17 protein-coding genes are annotated in these 15,551 nt (G+C 67.5%); 9 read left to right on the top strand and 8 right to left on the bottom strand.

Going from position 1 to position 15,551, the window contains the following annotated elements:
- The first annotated feature begins 90 nt into the window (after positions 1–90).
- The 5 genes from ACFXHA_RS00765 to ACFXHA_RS00785 all read left to right on the top strand — a co-directional run bounded on the left by ACFXHA_RS00765 (position 91) and on the right by ACFXHA_RS00785 (position 4,595).
- Positions 91–1,329 carry a M24 family metallopeptidase gene (locus ACFXHA_RS00765; protein ID WP_379351909.1) on the top strand — a complete coding sequence of 413 codons (1,239 nt, stop codon included), beginning with the start codon at positions 91–93 and terminating at the stop codon, positions 1,327–1,329.
- A 2-nt stretch (positions 1,330–1,331) separates the two neighbouring features.
- Positions 1,332–1,952 (top strand): UbiX family flavin prenyltransferase, encoded by a 621-nt coding sequence (locus tag ACFXHA_RS00770; RefSeq protein ID WP_379351910.1) that lies wholly within the window; start codon positions 1,332–1,334, stop codon positions 1,950–1,952.
- Entirely contained in the window at positions 1,940–3,433 is a 1,494-nt protein-coding gene (locus ACFXHA_RS00775; protein WP_379351911.1) for a UbiD family decarboxylase, read from the top strand. Before ACFXHA_RS00770 ends, ACFXHA_RS00775 begins: the two co-directional genes overlap by 13 nt.
- Positions 3,434–3,443: 10 nt before the next feature.
- Positions 3,444–3,905 (top strand): anthrone oxygenase family protein, encoded by a 462-nt coding sequence (locus ACFXHA_RS00780; RefSeq protein ID WP_379351912.1) that lies wholly within the window; start codon positions 3,444–3,446, stop codon positions 3,903–3,905.
- 90 nt (positions 3,906–3,995) lie between these two features.
- On the top strand, positions 3,996–4,595 hold the full coding sequence (locus ACFXHA_RS00785; RefSeq protein ID WP_379351913.1) for an NADPH-dependent F420 reductase: 600 nt from the start codon (positions 3,996–3,998) through the stop codon (positions 4,593–4,595).
- Positions 4,596–4,617: 22 nt separating this feature from the next.
- On the opposite strand, the gene ACFXHA_RS00790 is transcribed toward ACFXHA_RS00785, so the two are convergent.
- The 3 genes from ACFXHA_RS00790 to ACFXHA_RS00800 form a co-directional block, all read right to left on the bottom strand.
- Positions 4,618–5,847 carry a site-specific integrase gene (locus ACFXHA_RS00790; RefSeq protein WP_379351914.1) on the bottom strand — a complete coding sequence of 410 codons (1,230 nt, stop codon included), beginning with the start codon at positions 5,845–5,847 and terminating at the stop codon, positions 4,618–4,620.
- Positions 5,848–5,912: 65 nt separating this feature from the next.
- Entirely contained in the window at positions 5,913–6,332 is a 420-nt protein-coding gene (locus ACFXHA_RS00795) for a nitroreductase/quinone reductase family protein (RefSeq protein WP_379351915.1), read from the bottom strand.
- A 58-nt stretch (positions 6,333–6,390) separates the two neighbouring features.
- Positions 6,391–6,621, bottom strand: a complete 231-nt coding sequence (locus tag ACFXHA_RS00800) for a hypothetical protein (protein ID WP_379351916.1) — start codon at positions 6,619–6,621, stop codon at positions 6,391–6,393.
- Positions 6,622–6,696: 75 nt separating this feature from the next.
- Between ACFXHA_RS00800 and ACFXHA_RS00805 the strand changes: the two genes are divergently transcribed.
- Positions 6,697–7,563 carry a class II glutamine amidotransferase gene (locus ACFXHA_RS00805; protein WP_379351917.1) on the top strand — a complete coding sequence of 289 codons (867 nt, stop codon included), beginning with the start codon at positions 6,697–6,699 and terminating at the stop codon, positions 7,561–7,563.
- A gap of 5 nt (positions 7,564–7,568) precedes the next feature.
- Here ACFXHA_RS00805 and ACFXHA_RS00810 read toward each other — a convergent pair whose 3' ends face one another.
- Together ACFXHA_RS00810 and dinB are read right to left on the bottom strand one after the other, a co-directional pair.
- Positions 7,569–8,366 carry a HugZ family protein gene (locus ACFXHA_RS00810; protein WP_379351918.1) on the bottom strand — a complete coding sequence of 266 codons (798 nt, stop codon included), beginning with the start codon at positions 8,364–8,366 and terminating at the stop codon, positions 7,569–7,571.
- A 31-nt stretch (positions 8,367–8,397) separates the two neighbouring features.
- Positions 8,398–9,627 carry a DNA polymerase IV gene (gene dinB / locus ACFXHA_RS00815; RefSeq protein WP_379351919.1) on the bottom strand — a complete coding sequence of 410 codons (1,230 nt, stop codon included), beginning with the start codon at positions 9,625–9,627 and terminating at the stop codon, positions 8,398–8,400.
- 159 nt (positions 9,628–9,786) lie between these two features.
- Between dinB and ACFXHA_RS00820 the strand changes: the two genes are divergently transcribed.
- A complete protein-coding gene (locus ACFXHA_RS00820; protein WP_379351920.1) occupies positions 9,787–10,518 on the top strand; it encodes an SDR family NAD(P)-dependent oxidoreductase in 732 nt (243 codons plus the stop codon).
- A 16-nt stretch (positions 10,519–10,534) separates the two neighbouring features.
- Here ACFXHA_RS00820 and ACFXHA_RS00825 read toward each other — a convergent pair whose 3' ends face one another.
- Entirely contained in the window at positions 10,535–11,176 is a 642-nt protein-coding gene (locus ACFXHA_RS00825) for a TetR/AcrR family transcriptional regulator (RefSeq protein WP_379351921.1), read from the bottom strand.
- A 28-nt stretch (positions 11,177–11,204) separates the two neighbouring features.
- Between ACFXHA_RS00825 and ACFXHA_RS00830 the strand changes: the two genes are divergently transcribed.
- Entirely contained in the window at positions 11,205–12,698 is a 1,494-nt protein-coding gene (locus ACFXHA_RS00830; protein WP_379351922.1) for an FAD-dependent monooxygenase, read from the top strand.
- Positions 12,699–12,766: 68 nt separating this feature from the next.
- Positions 12,767–13,972, top strand: coding sequence for a hypothetical protein (locus tag ACFXHA_RS00835; RefSeq protein WP_379351923.1), 1,206 nt, complete (start codon positions 12,767–12,769; stop codon positions 13,970–13,972).
- A gap of 9 nt (positions 13,973–13,981) precedes the next feature.
- Here ACFXHA_RS00835 and ACFXHA_RS00840 read toward each other — a convergent pair whose 3' ends face one another.
- Together ACFXHA_RS00840 and ACFXHA_RS00845 are read right to left on the bottom strand one after the other, a co-directional pair.
- Complete coding sequence (locus tag ACFXHA_RS00840; RefSeq protein WP_379351924.1) at positions 13,982–14,827, bottom strand: alkylmercury lyase family protein; 846 nt, start codon at positions 14,825–14,827, stop codon at positions 13,982–13,984.
- Positions 14,828–14,852: 25 nt separating this feature from the next.
- Positions 14,853–15,542, bottom strand: a complete 690-nt coding sequence (locus ACFXHA_RS00845; protein ID WP_379351925.1) for a FadR/GntR family transcriptional regulator — start codon at positions 15,540–15,542, stop codon at positions 14,853–14,855.
- Between the last annotated feature and the right edge of the window lie 9 nt (positions 15,543–15,551).

Genomic DNA, 15,551 nt, shown 5'->3' on the forward strand with positions numbered 1-15,551 from the left:
GATCAAGGACCAGTCGATCGACTGAATCCTTTCGCCGCATCCCGCAATAGCGTTCTCACCAGCTAATTCACACCGAATACAGGAGCTGGCATGTCCCCGAATTACTCGCTGGGCGAACGCGATCGACGCTGGGCACTGGCCCGGGAGCTGATGGACGAGCAGGGCGTCGACGCACTGGTGATCTACGGCGAACACGAGAACGGCGGCCCCGCATCGTTTTCACCCGACGTCTATTTCACCAATGAGCGCCCGGGCGCGATCGTGGTGTTTCCCCGAGACGCCGACCCCATTTCGCTGGTGTGGTCGCCCATGCATATCGCCGACCATATCGAGGCCCGCCGCCGCGGCGAGGCGTGCTGGACCGAGCCGCAGAACATGCGGGTGGCCAAGCATGCGCAAGGCGTGGTCGACGTCCTGAAAGAGCATGGGCTGGAACGGTCTGCGGTGGGCGTGATCGGCCTCGAGCCGTACCCGCCGTTCCACTTCAACCCGATCATGCCCTACACGCTGTGGACCGCGGTCCAGCAGCAGCTGCCACAGGTGAACTTCAAGCCGACATGGTTCCCGTTCCTGCTACGCACCCTCGCCCAGTCCGCGGAAGAGCTTGCGGTACTGCGGCATTCGGCCGAGATCGGCGAGGCCATGGCGGCCGCCATGCTGAAGGCCACCGCGGCGGGTGTCACCGAGGCCGACGTGTACGCCGCCGGTATGACCGAATCGTTCCGGCTCGGTACCGTCGCACCGGGCATGCTCATCCAGTCCGGGCCCGGCTTCGCCTGCTGGGGGCCGCCGGTCTGGTCCTACCGGCCGCAGGCCCCGCGCGTCATCGAGGACGGCGATCTGATCCTGGCGGAAGTGTTCTGCCAGTTCGGCATGCGCGAAACCCAGCATCAGGTGGCCATCGCGGTGGGGGACGTGCATCCGGATATCGAGGCGGCGGCCCAGGTGGCGCGCGCCTCTTACGAGGCCGGGCTGGGCGCGCTGCGGCCGGGCAACACCTTCGGCCACGTGGTGGACGCCATGAAGGCGCCACTCGACGCGGCCGGCGGCTGGAACATCCATCCGCTGGTGCACGGCATGAATCCCTATGGCACCGTGTGCGGTTTCGGCCGCGGGATGCGTGAGCTGCCCGAGGCCGCCGCGTACGGGCTGCTGGCCGAGGTGCCGACCATCGGTACGGATCTGCCGCTGGTCGAGGGCATGACCTTCGCCTTCGAACCCAACTGCGTGATCAACGGGAAGCTCGCGAATATCGGCGGCACCGTCGTCGTCGGATCCGACGGCGCCGTGGAGCTGAATTCGCTCACCACCAACTTGCTGCGGGCCTGACCATGACTCCACGACGTCTGGTGGTCGGCATCAGCGGCGCCACCGGAATCGCCTACGGCATGCGGATTCTGGAACTGGCCCGCAAAGCCGACGTCGAAACCCATCTGGTGGTGACCTCCGCCGCACAGCTGACCCGCCTGCACGAAACCGATATCAGCGCAGGCGATCTGGCGGCGATGGCCGATGTCACGTACCGCCCGGCGGAGATCGGGGCCGCCATCGCGTCCGGATCCTTCCGCACCGCGGGCATGATCGTCGCGCCCTGCTCGGTGCGGACGCTGTCGGCGATCGCCTATGCCAACAATGACAATCTGCTCACCCGCGCCGCCGACGTCACCCTCAAGGAACGCCGCCGGCTCGTGCTCATGGTGCGCGAAACCCCGCTCACCATGGCACATCTGCGTGCGATGACCGCGGTCACCGAATCCGGCGGGATCGTCATGCCGCCGGTGCCCGCGTTCTATCTCGGGTCCGAATCCGTCGACGACATCGTCGAGCACACCGCCGGGCGGGCGCTGGATCTACTCGGCATCGACGTACCGGACCTGCCGCGCTGGGGCGAAGACCCGGCCCCGCGCACGGAAGCCTCGAAGAACCAGGAATCATTGATATGGAACACCTGAAGAGCCTGCGGGAGTTCATCACCGCACTCGAAGCCATCGGTGAGATCCAGACCATCGAGCACGAGGTCGACTGGCAGCTCGAGATCGGCGCGGTCATCCGCCATTCCTACGACTTGCGTGCGCCCGCACCACTTTTCACCAACATCACCGACTACCAGGACAGTGGCTTCCGGGTGCTCGGCGCACCCGGAGCCCTGAGCGCACCCGAACATCAGCTGGCCCGCATCACCCTGGCGCTCGGCCTGCCCGCGGACGCCACCGGTCAGGAATTGATGGAGGCACTGGTCGCCGCGCGGGAGAAGCCGGGCATTCCACCGGTTGAAGTGACGCGCGCCGACGCGCCGTGCAAACAGAACATCCTGCTCGGCGACGACATCGATCTGCTGAAGTTCCCCACCCCGTGGATCCACGGCAATGACGGTGGCCGCTACATCCAGACCTGGGGTTTGAATATCGCTCGCACCCCGGACGGTTCGTGGACGAGCTGGTCGGTCAACCGCATGATGATCCACGATGCCAAGAGCCTGGCCTGCCTGATCGCACCGGTGCAGCATCTCGGCGTGGTCCGCACCGCTTGGGCGGAGCTGGGCAAGCCCATGCCGATCGTGCTGGCCCTCGGTGTCGAACCGGGGCTGCCGTTCGTGGGCGGCATGCCGCTGCCGGACCACGTCTCCGAAAGCGATTACATCGGAGCGTATTTCGGCGAAGGCATCGAAGTGGTTCCGGCCGAAACCGTCGAGCTGATGGTCCCGGCGACAGCCGAGATCGTGATCGAGGGCTTCATCAGCCTCGACGAGACGGTCATGGAAGGCCCGATGAACGAGTTCCCGGGCTACAACGCCACCGCCTCCTCACCCAAACAGCTGTTCACCGTCACCGCGATCACCCACCGCGACAACGCGATCCTGCCGGTTGTAGCCGCGGGCCCGCCCGTCGAGGAGGACCACACCTGCACCGCCACCATGCACGGCGCGGAACTGCTCTACCAGATGCGGCAGGCCGGGCTGCCGATCACCTCGGCCTGGCACACGCCTGAAGCGGCCATGCACTGGCTCACGCTCTCGGTGCGCCAGGATTGGCATGCGACGCTGGGGATTTCGTCGGCCGAACTCGTGCAGCGGGTCGCCGATGTCGCCTTCACCGGTAAGGCGTCGGTGAACGCACCGAAAATCCTCCTCGTCGAAGACGACGTCGATATCACCAACCTCGACGAGGTGGTGTGGGCCTTCGCCACCCGCTCGCATCCCGACGCCGAACGCGGCGAATTCCACTTCCCGCACAAGCTTTCCGACGACCTGCCCATCTACCTCGACGAGGCAGAAAAGCACACCTACATGGCGGGCAAGGTCATCTACAACTGCCTGCTCGCCGACCTCTACCCGGACGGCAAACGCCCGGTGAAGGGCAGCTTCGAAAACGGCTGGCCCACAGACATCCAAGAACGAGTGCTCGCCAACTGGCGCGCCTACGGCTACCGATAGGAACACGAAAATGTATCGCACACTGGACTTTCTGGCGATCCTCTCCGCAGCCATGCTGGTCGGCCTGATGACCACCCTGCTGACCGTCATGCGCGGTCTGTGGAACGAGCAGCCCGAACTCGAAGCGGCCCGTAACTTCCAAGCCTTCCTTCAGCACGCGGGCACCAACCGAATCCTCTCTACCCTCACCATCATCCCCATCATCAGCGCCGTCTGGATGGCCTTCCTCCACGCCCCCAGCACCACCGCCAAAGTCTGCGCCCTGACCGGCGGAGGCGTCTTCCTCCTCGGCTTCTTCCTCTGGACCGCCATCTTCAACCTGCCGATCTACAAGGCAGTAGCCAAATGGAACCTCGCCGAAGCCACCCCGCCCGACGTCCGCACCCAGATCCGTCACTTCCACACCTCGAACCTCGGCCGCCTCACCGCCGCCCTCGCCACCACAGTGCTGTTCTTCGTGGCGACCTTCTGATCCGTCCATGGCGCTGACCGTCAGGTCGGCGCCATGAGGACATATCCGAAGGTCCGAGACATCGGCAAGACTCAGAAAGAAGGAAGATCAATGGCGAAGATCGGATTCCTCGGCGCCGGACGGCTGGCACGCGCGCTGGGTGGCCGGCTCGAAAAGGCCGGGCATACAACCGCGTACGCGGACGTCGACGGAGGACATGAGCAGGCAGTTGCCGGGGCCGATGTGGTGGTGCTGGCGATGCCGTTCCACAGTGTCGCCCGGGCGCTGGACGATGCACCATCGCTGGCGGGGCGGGTGGTGTGGTCGTGCGTGAACGCGATGACCGTGGACCTGTCCGGGCTGGCGGTCGGGTTTGAAACCTCGGGCGCCGAACAGATCGCAGCCCTGGCACCGGGGGCTCGGCTGGTGGCGGCCATCCCGCCCTTCGCGGCCGAAATCGCTCGCCCGGCTTTCGATTTCGACGAAGGACTGGCCCCATCGGCATTCGTCTGCGGAGACGACACCGAGGCCAACCGCATCGTCTCCGGGCTGCTGAACGATATCGGCGTACAGGCCGTCGCCGCCGGCCCGCTGATCCGTGCCCGCTATGTCGAGCCCGCGATGATGCTCATGGTCAATCTGGCCTACGACGGACCGGTGCCACGTCATCTCACTCTGCGGCTGCTCGAACGCACCCGCCGGCCGGAGTAGGCGCCAGCCAATACCGGTGGTACTACAGGCCGAGTTTGGTGACGGCGTTGTCTTCCAAGGGGTTTGCGGTGCGGATGTAGCCGTGGACGGTGCGGGGGTTGGACCAGCGGCCCTGGCGCATGATTTCGCGGTCGCTGGCGCCGCCGAGGGCGGCTTGGGTGGCGAAGCCGGCGCGCAGGGAGTGGCCGGAGAAGAGGGTGGGGTCGAGGCCGGCTCGGGCGGCGTAGCGCTTGACGAGTTCGGCGACTGCGCGGCCGGACATGGCGGTGGTGGCGAGGCCGCCGTGGCGTGAGATCGACGGGAACAGTGGGAGATCCGGGGTGGTGAGGGTGGTTCCGGTGAAGCCGTGGCAGCGGTGGATGTGCGGGTCGGGGGCGGGGGTGGTGGTGAGCCAGGTGCGGAGGTCGGTGGTGGTGTGGGCTTCGCGCAGGCGGGTCCAGTCGGCGAAGGCGCAGACCGGGCAGGTGTGGGGGCGCTGGCCGCGCGGGAGGGCCACGCGTTGTTCGGAGACGCCGGTGGGGTCGGTTTTGGTGGTGGGCAGTTGGATCAGCAGCAGTGGTTCGCCGGTGGCGTGGTCGGTGGTGACCGTGACATCGCCGACCTGCAGCGCCGCGATCTCACTGCGCCGCAACGCTCCCGCGAATCCGACCAGCAGCAGCAGATTGTCGCGCCGGCGCGCCGGTTCGGTGGGCCAGCCGGGGGCGGGCAGCTCCGCGAGCAACTGGTCAAGGGTGTGCAACAGCACCGGCCGTTTGCGGCGGGGCGAACTGCGCCGGGTGCGGCGGATACCGCGCAGCGTCAACCGCACCACATCCGCGCGGGTGGGGGACGGGAGTCCGTTGGCGGCGTGGACGGCGGCCAGCGCGGCCGCCTTCCGCTCCAAAGTCGAGGCGCTGAAGGCCCATTCGCCGTTGTCACGGCGCGCATCGGCCGCCGCGGCCAGGTAGACCGCCACGTCGAGGGCGTCGGCGGGCAACGCCTGCCGCGACTCCGCCGCGCACCAGGCCGCCCACGCGATCCAATCGGTTCGATAGGCGCGCAACGTATTCGCCGACTGCGACGCCTCCAGATACCGCCGCAGCGACCCCGCCTGCGTCTCGTCGAAGCGATCTCGCACCAGCCGCAGAGCCGCAGCGTCCACCAGCACACTGCGGACTCCGCGCCGCAATTCGCCGCGCACCTGTTCGGGCACCGCGATCACCGCGCCCGCGTCCTGCGGCGACTCCGGGCTGAACTCCGACGGCTCTGGCATACCCCGACCCTAGATCGAACTCGCGTTCCCGTTGCGCCGGACTCCGATTCGCGTGTCCGAGCGGCCTAGCCGCGGGTCAAAGCGACGACGGGAATCTCCCAGTCGAGCTTCGCCTGGAATTCGGCCAGTCTCGGCGAGACCACGAGCTGCCGCTCCCACAAGCGGGCCCGATCCTCGCCGCTGATCACGCTCGCGGTGACCTCCCACGATTCGGTGCCGACCTCGACCGTCCCCACCGGGTTCGCCCGCAAGTTGTGATACCAGCCCGGCCGGGTGCCCCGACCCCCGTTGGCGGCGAACACGACCAACCGTTCGCCGTCGGCCTGAAATGCCAGCGGCCACGTCCGGGCGGCCCCCGTATGCGCACCGGTGGTGGTCAGCAACAGCAGTGGCGTCTGGGCGAACTGCCCGCCGACATGCCCACCGCCGGAGCGGAATTGCCGGATGATGTCCTCGTTGAGCTGCTGGCGCGCGATATCGGTCACGCGCGCATTCAACCAGGTCTGTCGGCGGGCTATTCCTTGCCCGGCAACCGGATTCGGGTCAGGGCTGCAGCCGCCAGCTGGCATCCGGCTTCGGCAGCGGCCAGGTCCAGCCGTAGCGGGTGCGCAGTTCCAGCAGTTGCTGCCGCCGCGCACACGACTGCTCGCAATCGCCGTCACCCTCGATGCAGTTGCGGTGGATCCACAGCATGGCCTCCACCGTGCCCGAGAGCCGCATCGCGTCATGCTCGGGCATACGATGATGCTTGAGCACCGACGGCGTGTCCGACATGGCCCAATCATCCCCCAGTGCGGCCGTGCTGTCGTGCGGTCCGGGTGTTCTCGCTGCTCGCGAGAGGAGTCGTAGATGTGTCGGCTGTTCGGATTATCGGCCGCCCCGCAGCGGGCGCGAGCTACCTTCTGGCTGTTGGACGCTCCCGACAGCCTGGCCCGGCAATCTCACCGCGAACCCGACGGCGTCGGGCTGGGCACCTTCACCGCGGCGGGCGCGCCGCTGGTCGAGAAGCAGCCGATCGCCGCCTACGAGGACCTGCTGTTCGCCCACGAAGCCCGCGACCGTGAGTCCGAGACCTTCGTCGCGCACGTACGCTTCGCCTCCACCGGCGGCCTGACCGTCCGCAACACCCACCCGTTCGAGCAGCGCGGCCGCCTGTTCGCGCACAACGGGGTGCTGCAGGGGCTCGACGAACTCGAGACCGAACTGGGCGAGTATCGCCGACTCGTCCACGGCGACACCGATTCCGAGCGCTTCTTCGCCCTCGTCACCCAGCGCATCGACCATCACGCGGGCGACATCGGCGCGGGCATCACCGACGCGGTGACCTGGATCGCCGACCGGCTTCCGGTCTATGCCCTCAACCTGATCCTCACCACCGCCACCGAGCTGTGGGCGCTGCGCTACCCGGATACCCACGACCTGTTCGTCCTGGAACGCGCCGTCGGTGGGGCGGCGGGCGACCGCAGCCTCGACCATGCCACCGGCACCGGCATCCACACCCGCAGCGAGGCCCTCGCCGAGCACCCCGCCGTCGTCATCGCCAGCGAACGCATGGACGACGATCCGGGCTGGCGGCCACTGGCTTCCGGGGAATTACTGCACGTCACCGGGCAACAGCAGGTCAGATCCGGCATCGTGCTGAATTCACCGCCCCGGCACCAGCTTTCGCTGGCGCACCTGGGCACGGCCGCCGCGGCCTCGCAGACCGCCCGCTGAGATTCCTACTCCGCCCGCGAGGCGCGCGCCAGATCCACAGTGGCCGAACGCAACTGAGCGATCGCGTCGATCGGTTCCAGATACCCGATCCGGGTGATCGCGATGCCGCGCGGCGTGGTGACCCGCAGATCGAGACCGAGGCGGTCGGCCCGCTCGCAGACCGCGCCCGTCGCGTCCGGGTAGCCGCCGCGCACGCGAGCCATGTCCAGCAACGCGTCGGCATGATCGTCGTTGAGATGCGTGATGGCCCGCGCCGCGGCCGGAATGATCGGATCCGCGACGGCGGCGGCATATTCCTCGGCGCTCGCCGAATCCATGCGCCCGTAGCCGCCGACCCAGCGCGCCCGCTGCACCCGCAGCACCCACACCGTGAAATCACTGAAATCGATATAGGTCTTGGCCGACGGCACCGCGGCCAGATGCGCTTCCCGCGCCGCCTCCGCCTCTTCGCCCACGGGCCGTTCGACCGTGCCCGCCAGCGTCAATCGGGTGCCCGCCAGCGGATCCGACGGCAGGTCCGGTGCCACGATGGACACGCTCGCGCGCGGGTCGGCGGCCAGGTTGCGGCCGTGCTCGGCCAGCCGCGAGACGCACAGGACCGGTTGTCCCGCAAGCAATCCGTAGGTGACGAAGCTGGCCCAGGGCCCGCCGTCGGTCGAGAGGGTGGCCAGCGTCGCGGTATTCGCCGCGGCGGCAACCGTTCTGGCCTCATCGGCCGGGGTGGGGCGGGTGGTGATCGCGATCGGAGTCAGCGGTGGGGGAGTCGAGGGCGCATCGCCCGGATCGCCGTGGTCGAGAGCCATGCGACACAGGCTACCCGCGCCGACTGGCGGGTCAATCGGGCAGGATCGGGACCGACAGGCCCTCGCCGCGCCGCAGCAGGGCCGCGCGGGTGACGGTGCCCGCACCGAAGCGATCGCGCAGCGCGTCCAGGGTCGTATCGAGGGTGGATTCCGCGCGGGCTTCGAACGGCAGCGACATCTGCATGGTGTCGGCATTGTCGAGATTGGTGAGCGAGAGCCCGATCAGGGTGAGCCCGCCACGCTCGTGGATCAGCGGCAGCGCGGCATCGAGCAGGGTGCGGGCCGCGCGCAGGATCACCTCCCCGCTGTCGGTCGCCTCGGGCAGCGTGTGTGAGCGGGTGGCCCGGCCGAAATCGTCGAAACGCATGCGCAGCACCAGGGTTCGGCAGACCCGCCGGGCCGTGCGCAGCCGATGCCCGAGGCGATCGGCCAGGCCGTGCAGATACGCCTCGATCTCGTCGTCGCCGCGATGGCGGCGGCCGAGTGCGCGCTGCGCACCGATCGAACGGCGTCGCTTCCCGGTATCAACGCGCCGCGGGTCCCGTGCCCACGACAGCGCGTGCAGATGCCTGCCGACCGCCGGCCCGAGCACCGCCGCCAGCGGCCCCTCACCCAGCTCCGCCAACTGCCCCACCCGCGTGATCCCGCGTTCATGCAACTCCCGCGCAGTCACCGCTCCGACGCCCCACAGCCGCTCCACCGGCAGCGGGTGCAGAAACTCCAACTCCCGATCCGGCGCAACCTCCAGTAGCCCATCGGGTTTGGATACCGCGCTCGCCACCTTGGCCAGGAACTTGGTGCGCGCCACCCCCACCGAGATCGGCAACCCCACCTCCGCGCGCACCCGCGCCCGGAGCCGCTGCGCGATCTCGACCGGTTCACCCGCGATCCGCCACAGCCCCGCCACATCCAGGAATGCCTCGTCGATCGAGATGCCCTCGACCTCCGGCGTGGTATCCCGGAAGATCTCGAAAACCTGCTTGCTGGCCTGCGAATACGCCGACATGCGCGGCGGCACCACGATCGCGTGCGGGCACAGATTCAGCGCCGCACGCACATTCATCGGCGTCCGCACCCCGAATGCCTTCGCCTCATAACTGGCCGCCAACACCACCCCACCCCCGACCAATACCGGCCGCCCCCGCAACCGCGGATGGTCCCGCTGCTCCACCGACGCATAAAAAGAGTCCAGGTCAGCATGCAAAATCGCCGCCCGCTCGGGCCGCTCATGACTCCTCGCAACAGAATCGGACACGAACATATGTTCGCATACCCATCGGTCTGATGCGTCGAGGTCCCTGGATTCCGGGGGCGGCTCGTTGCCGAACGCCGGGTCGGTTTCCCGCCAGTGTTGCGAGATCTTTGCCGCCATCCTCGAAGCGAAGGTCTTTCGAGACAAGACATCCGGAGAGGATTTGGCGTGGCTGAGATTGCGGTGGTGACGGGGTCGACTCGGGGCATCGGTTACGAGACGGCGCTGGCATTGGGATTGTCGGGATACACCGTCGTCGTGACGGGACGGTCCGAGGAGGCGGCAGCTGTAGCGGCAAAGCAACTCGGGGAGCGAGGTGTCGACGCGCATGGGCACGGCCTCGACGTCACCTCGTTCGCCTCCGTGCAACGCCTCGCCGATACTCTCGCGCACGGCTACGGGCAATTGAATGTGCTGGTGAACAACGCGGGCATCGCCGCCGAATGGGCTGCGCCCGAGTCTGTGGAATACGCACATCCGGAGTCGGTGCGACAGACATTCGAGACCAATGTGCTCGGCGTGTTCCACACGGTGGAGGCCTTGCTCCCGCTGCTGCGCCGCAGCACCCCCGCCCGCATCGTCAACGTCTCCTCATTCGTCGGCTCACTAACCCTGCAGTCCCAAGCCGATCCATCCGATATGACGGTCCCCGCCTACCAAGCCTCCAAAGCGGCCCTCAACAGCCTGACCATCACATTGTCGAAGGCCCTCGCCAACACCGACATCAAGGTGTTCTCCGTTGACCCCGGATTCGTCCAAACCGACTTCTCACCCATCAACCGCACGCATGCACCCCTCACCGCCGCCCAAGGCGCTGAGCCCATAGTCGCGGCCGCAATGCTGAAGACCGACGCCCCTTCCGGCTCCTTCATCGGCCGCGACGGCGCAGTCCCTTGGTAGCTCTTGCGGCGCTTGGCTATTGCGGGGTGGGGTCGGGACGGACCGTGCCGGTGAGGATGGCAGTCAAACCGGCGGTGAAGCGGCGGTCGCGTTCGCCGGTCATGATCGAGATGGTGTCGCCGGTGCGGTTTGCGCGGGGGAAGTGGGCGGTGAGGGCGGTGACCAGGGGTTCCCATTCGCCGGTGCGCTCCAGTTCCAGGTAGGCCTGTTCCTCGATGACGAAACCTGTTGTGTAGGAACGGAGGGCGGATTGGATGTCGCCCGGGTGGAACGGGGGCTGGACGACGCCCTGGAGTAGTCGCATGAGGGTGCCGGAGAGGGCGAGGGTGGCGGCGAAGGGGGAGTAGGAGCCTGCGACGATGCGGCCGCCGTCGCGGAAGGTGAGCATGGCCGCGCGCATGCGTTCGCAGCAGGTGATCACCTGGGCGACGGTGGGAGTGTCGGTGTCGATATCAGTGAGGTCGATGGTGGCGTAGACGGCATCGGACATGGCGCGCTGCAGGTCTCGGCGATCCTTCAGATGCTTGTAGAGCGCGCCGGGGGTCACCTCCGCCGCGCTCGCCAGGCGGCGCATGGTGAGCGCGTCCAAGCCGTTCGCCGCCACATACTCGTGGGCGATCTCCACCAGTCGATCCCGATTCAATCCACGTTTGACCATCGGTGCAGAGCCTAATAGCCTCGGCGTGGTGAACAATGTTTACCACGCCGAGGTTGTCATTGCCGGTGCCGGCCCGACCGGACTGATGCTGGCCTGTGAACTGCGATCCGCCGGAATCGAGGTGATCGTGGTCGACGCGCTCGCGCAGCGGACCGGCCAATCACGGGCGGGCGGTATCAATGCCCGCACCATGGAGATCCTCGATCAGCGCGGCCTGGTGGAACGCCTACTGCCACACGGCTTCGTGTACAACGGCAAAGGGCCGGGCCACTTCGCCGGACTGCCCATGGTTTTCGGTGACCTCGGCACCCGTCACCCCAACGGGCTCGTCATCACTCAAGCCGAATTCGAAACCCAACTCGACCGGTACGCAACCGAACTCGGCGCGTCCGTGCAATGGGGGTCGCCGGTCATCGGGCTCGGGCAGCACGCAGATGCGGTCGAGGTGAGCATCGGCGGCGGCGAGCCGCGCACGCTGCGCGCCTCCTACCTGGTCGGCTGCGACGGCGGCCGCAGTACCGTCCGCAAGCTGGCGGGAATCGGATTCACCGGTACCGAGGCGACCATGCTCGGCATGATCGCCGACGCCGAACTCGCCGACCCGCCGCCGGGCTGGGTGCTGACCCGCCGCCGCGGCCCCGGCGACTTCTCGGTACTTCCCTTGCGGCCCGGCTGGTTCCGCCTCATGGTCAACCGTCACGACCGCGTCCTCGACCACGCGACCGAACCCACCTTCGACGATTTCCGCGCTTCCTTCCTCGACGTCGCAGGGACCGATTTCGGGATGCACAGCCCGCGTTGGGTCTCCCAGTTCGGTGACGCCGCCCGCCTCGCCGACCACTACCGCAGCGGCCGCGTATTCCTCGCGGGCGACGCGGCGCACATCCACTTCCCGGCGGGCGGTCAGGGCCTCAACACCGGCGTGCAGGACGCCGCCAACCTCGGCTGGAAACTCGCCGCGGTCCTCCGTGCCCGCACCTCCGAATCCCTGCTGGCCACTTACGAATCCGAACGCCGCCCCGTCGCCGCCCGAGTCCTGCAGAACACGCGAGCCCAGACCGCCCTGATGCGCCCCGGCCCCCATACCGAAGCTCTCCGCGAAACCTTGTCGGGTCTCTTCGATATCGACCAGGTCCGCACCCGACTCGCCACCATGCTGTCGGCCCTCGACCTCCGCTACGACGTCGGCCACGACCACCCCCTGTCCGGCCACCGCGTCCCCGACGCCGACCTGACCACCCCCGCCGGCGCCATCCGAATTCACGAGTTGCTCCGCCACGCCCGCCCGGTCCTGTTGTCCCTCAACGGAACCCGCCTCGACCTTGCCGCCCGGCCCGAGCACCTCGACCTCGTCGCCGCCCACTGCGAGGCCACCCACTGGTCCGTCCCCGGCCTCGGCGAGATCGCCACCCCGTCCGCCCTCCTGATCCGCCCCGACGGCCACGTCGCCTGGGCGAGCCGCGATACGAACACCGCACGGCTGAGTGAGGCACTCTCCAGCTGGGTAGGCGAGGCGCTGTAAGTGCCCCTGAGGGAAGCGAACCCTACGGTACTGTTCGTCGGAGTTCGGCTTGATTCACGGGGGATCGCATGACAGTGCAGGAATACGACGAGATCGATCTGGCCGCGGTCGGCGCGGATGGGCAGATGGTGCTCAATATGCGGGAGGATCGCACCTCGGACGAGGTCGATCCGGCGGTGCTACGGGAGGACTTTCGCCGCAAGCTGGCGGCATATGTGCACGCCATTCGATCGGGGTACGCACGGGATCTCGCGGCGCGACAAGGACACGGCGAGATCACCGGCTATCGCATCGAGCTGTCGAGTTGGGAGCAACCCGATGCCGAGGTGATGGCACTGCTCGAGTCCGTCGGCAGCGCGGTGCCCGAGGTTCCCGTCACCGGGGGCTGGGTCGATTTGGGCAATGTCAGCCTGGAGGTCGTCGAGAATGCCCTGGTCACCGCGGTGACCGAAAGTGTGCCGCCGGGGTGGAAATCGTTGCGGCTGTGGGTCGTTGCGGTCGGTGAATTCGGCTATGGCCAGATCGAAGCCAAATACGGCCTGCTGAAGACACGGCAGTTCGATATCTCCGAGAACCTGTGGGCGTTTCTCGCCGAGCACAAGCGCAGATCCTATGACGAACACGCCGGCGCCTGGCTGAGCGGTCAGATACTGGTCGACCGCAACGACACCCAGGTCAACTTCCGCAAAAACGATGTCGCCGGGGATTTTCCGGTTATCGATCCGGCCGAGTGGCGTCGTGAATTCGAGCTCTACCCGCGCGCGGCCGGGCAGATCCCGGAGGCGATCAGGAATGCGGACGGCTCCACGCTGATGCTGCGTCCCATCCTGGCCGACGGCCCGATACGCACCGCTCACGCCAAACCCGAATCCGAGGACGAGACCCTCGAGCTCGACATGCTGAAGGTCGTCATGCCGATGCTCCCGGGCGGCTGGACCTTCGTCATGGTGTGGTTCTCCATGGTCGGCGGCGAGGGGCATGCGGGCATCTCGGTCATGATCGACGAGAAGACCGTGCAGAACCTGAATCCACCGCAGGAGTTGTTGGGCGTCCTGACGGCGTCCAAGGAAGCCGCGTACGATCCGATCCGCGGCACCTGGTTCAGCGGCAAACTCGAATTCCGCCCCGACTCCACGTATCGCTCGACGTTCTCCAATTCCGAAACCCCCGAATGGGTTCCGGCCCCCACGGTCGAGGAATACCGGCGTGAATTCACCAGTTATCCGCGTGACCCGGCCGAGATTCCCGCCCACATCCGCGACCTGCTGACCTGACGGCGGAACTCAGCGCAGGTGGAAGCGGAAGAAGTTGCCCAGGCCCTGCCGCTTCCAGTCCCGGGCCATTCGCAGGGTGGGGAGCCAGAACGGATCGGGCAGTGGGAGATTCCAGGGTCCGGGGCGCAGGAGACCGAGGCGGCCCGCCCGGCGTAGGAGCGGCAATATCGGGACGTCCGGCTGGTAGTCGTATTCGAGTCGGCCGACCCCGAGGAGTTCGCTGATGAGCCGCGACATCTGTGCGGGGGAGCGGGTGATGCCCCGGACCTCCGGGTTCGCGCGCTGCCAGTCCGCCGCAGCAGCCTCGGAGGCGAAGAAACTGTTGTAGTCGCACCAGCCGACCACACGGTGGGGCATCTCGCGCAGCGGATATCCCAGGTGCACACGCAATGTCGCGGGCGAATAATCGATCAGGACGCCGTCACGCCCGACCAGCCGGACCCGTTCCCCGGTCTGCCTGCACACAGAATCGACCACCACTTCCGCGCCCGGGAACTGTCCGGAGATGGCGCACGCTTCGACCGCGCACTCCGCGAACCAGCGCTGTTCACCGTCGACGCTCACCCGGTAGTGATTAGGGAAGGTCGCGAACGGGCGCGCATAGACCAGCTCGCCCAGCGGCGGCTGCGGCGCGGGCAACGGTGTGCCTTGGAATGTAGGACTTTCGGCATGCTCTGCGTCTTGGCATGCCACGCAGATCGCACCCTCGAGTGTGCGCAGATCGGTGGCGAGTTCGGTCTCGGTGAGCTGGAATTCGTCGCGCAGTTCGCGCAGCGCGGGAGCGGTGCCCGTACGCCGGATCTGATCCATGATCCGGTGGCGTAGGGCGCGTGCACGATCGGAGAGCTCGGCCATGACGGCCTCCCTGGGATCGACGGGGCTATTGCTCCGCGGTCAGCAAGAACACGAGTCCGAGTTGCCGCACGGTGTGCTCGGCACGGTCGGGATCGTTGCCGGTGACGGCGTCGATCAGCGTGCGCTGCAGCGGAAGGGATTTGGTGGCGATATCGTGCCGCCAGGCGGCATCGGTCAAGTCCTGCGATGTGGCGGTGTCAAGGTGGTGATAGAGCTCGGCGAGCAGCGGATTGCCCGTGGTCGCGGTCATGCCGTGGAACAAGGCGATCGCCGCGGGCAGCCATTCGTCGAGGGATTTCGCTTGCGCGGTGGCCTGTTCCAAGTTTTCCAGCAGCGCGCGCAACTGCCGGGCATCGGCGGGGGTGCAGCGCTGCGCGGCCAGGCGGGCGGTGTGCTGTTCGAGCATCGCGCGGATCTCGAGCACGTCGCGCACCTCGGCCTGTTCGATGCGTTCCAGCAGTGCGAATTCCAGTGCACTGTCGGAGCGCACGTAGGTGCCGTCGCCGGCGCGGGCCTCGAGCATGCGGGTGTGCACCAGCGACCGCAGTGCCTCGCGCACCGTGCTGCGGCTGACGCCGAGCATGGCCATCAACTCGGGTTCCGCCGGGATCTTGGTGCCCACCGGCCAATCACCCGCGACGATCCGGGACCGCAGCTCATCGGCGATCTGCTGCGAAAGGGTCGCATTGCGAACGGGTTTGGCCAGTTCGGCCACGTCGGACCT

The sequence above is a fragment of the Nocardia sp. NPDC059240 genome (genome assembly GCF_042753865.1).
Classification (GTDB): Bacteria; Actinomycetota; Actinomycetes; order Mycobacteriales; family Mycobacteriaceae; genus Nocardia.

Bases quoted from the DNA above. Each gene is read 5' to 3' on its own strand.
- ACFXHA_RS00810 (WP_379351918.1), bottom strand. From the start codon at position 8,366: ATGGCTCTCGACCACGGCGATCCGGGCGATGCGCCCTCGACTCCCCCA.
- ACFXHA_RS00800 (WP_379351916.1), bottom strand. From the start codon at position 6,621: ATGTCGGACACGCCGTCGGTGCTCAAGCATCATCGTATGCCCGAGCAT.
- ACFXHA_RS00835 (WP_379351923.1), top strand. From the start codon at position 12,767: ATGACAGTGCAGGAATACGACGAGATCGATCTGGCCGCGGTCGGCGCG.
- ACFXHA_RS00805 (WP_379351917.1), top strand. From the start codon at position 6,697: ATGTGTCGGCTGTTCGGATTATCGGCCGCCCCGCAGCGGGCGCGAGCT.
- ACFXHA_RS00790 (WP_379351914.1), bottom strand. From the start codon at position 5,847: ATGCCAGAGCCGTCGGAGTTCAGCCCGGAGTCGCCGCAGGACGCGGGC.
- dinB (WP_379351919.1), bottom strand. From the start codon at position 9,627: ATGTTCGTGTCCGATTCTGTTGCGAGGAGTCATGAGCGGCCCGAGCGG.
- ACFXHA_RS00840 (WP_379351924.1), bottom strand. From the start codon at position 14,827: ATGGCCGAGCTCTCCGATCGTGCACGCGCCCTACGCCACCGGATCATG.
- ACFXHA_RS00785 (WP_379351913.1), top strand. From the start codon at position 3,996: ATGGCGAAGATCGGATTCCTCGGCGCCGGACGGCTGGCACGCGCGCTG.
- ACFXHA_RS00765 (WP_379351909.1), top strand. From the start codon at position 91: ATGTCCCCGAATTACTCGCTGGGCGAACGCGATCGACGCTGGGCACTG.
- ACFXHA_RS00770 (WP_379351910.1), top strand. From the start codon at position 1,332: ATGACTCCACGACGTCTGGTGGTCGGCATCAGCGGCGCCACCGGAATC.
- ACFXHA_RS00780 (WP_379351912.1), top strand. From the start codon at position 3,444: ATGTATCGCACACTGGACTTTCTGGCGATCCTCTCCGCAGCCATGCTG.
- ACFXHA_RS00825 (WP_379351921.1), bottom strand. From the start codon at position 11,176: ATGGTCAAACGTGGATTGAATCGGGATCGACTGGTGGAGATCGCCCAC.
- ACFXHA_RS00775 (WP_379351911.1), top strand. From the start codon at position 1,940: ATGGAACACCTGAAGAGCCTGCGGGAGTTCATCACCGCACTCGAAGCC.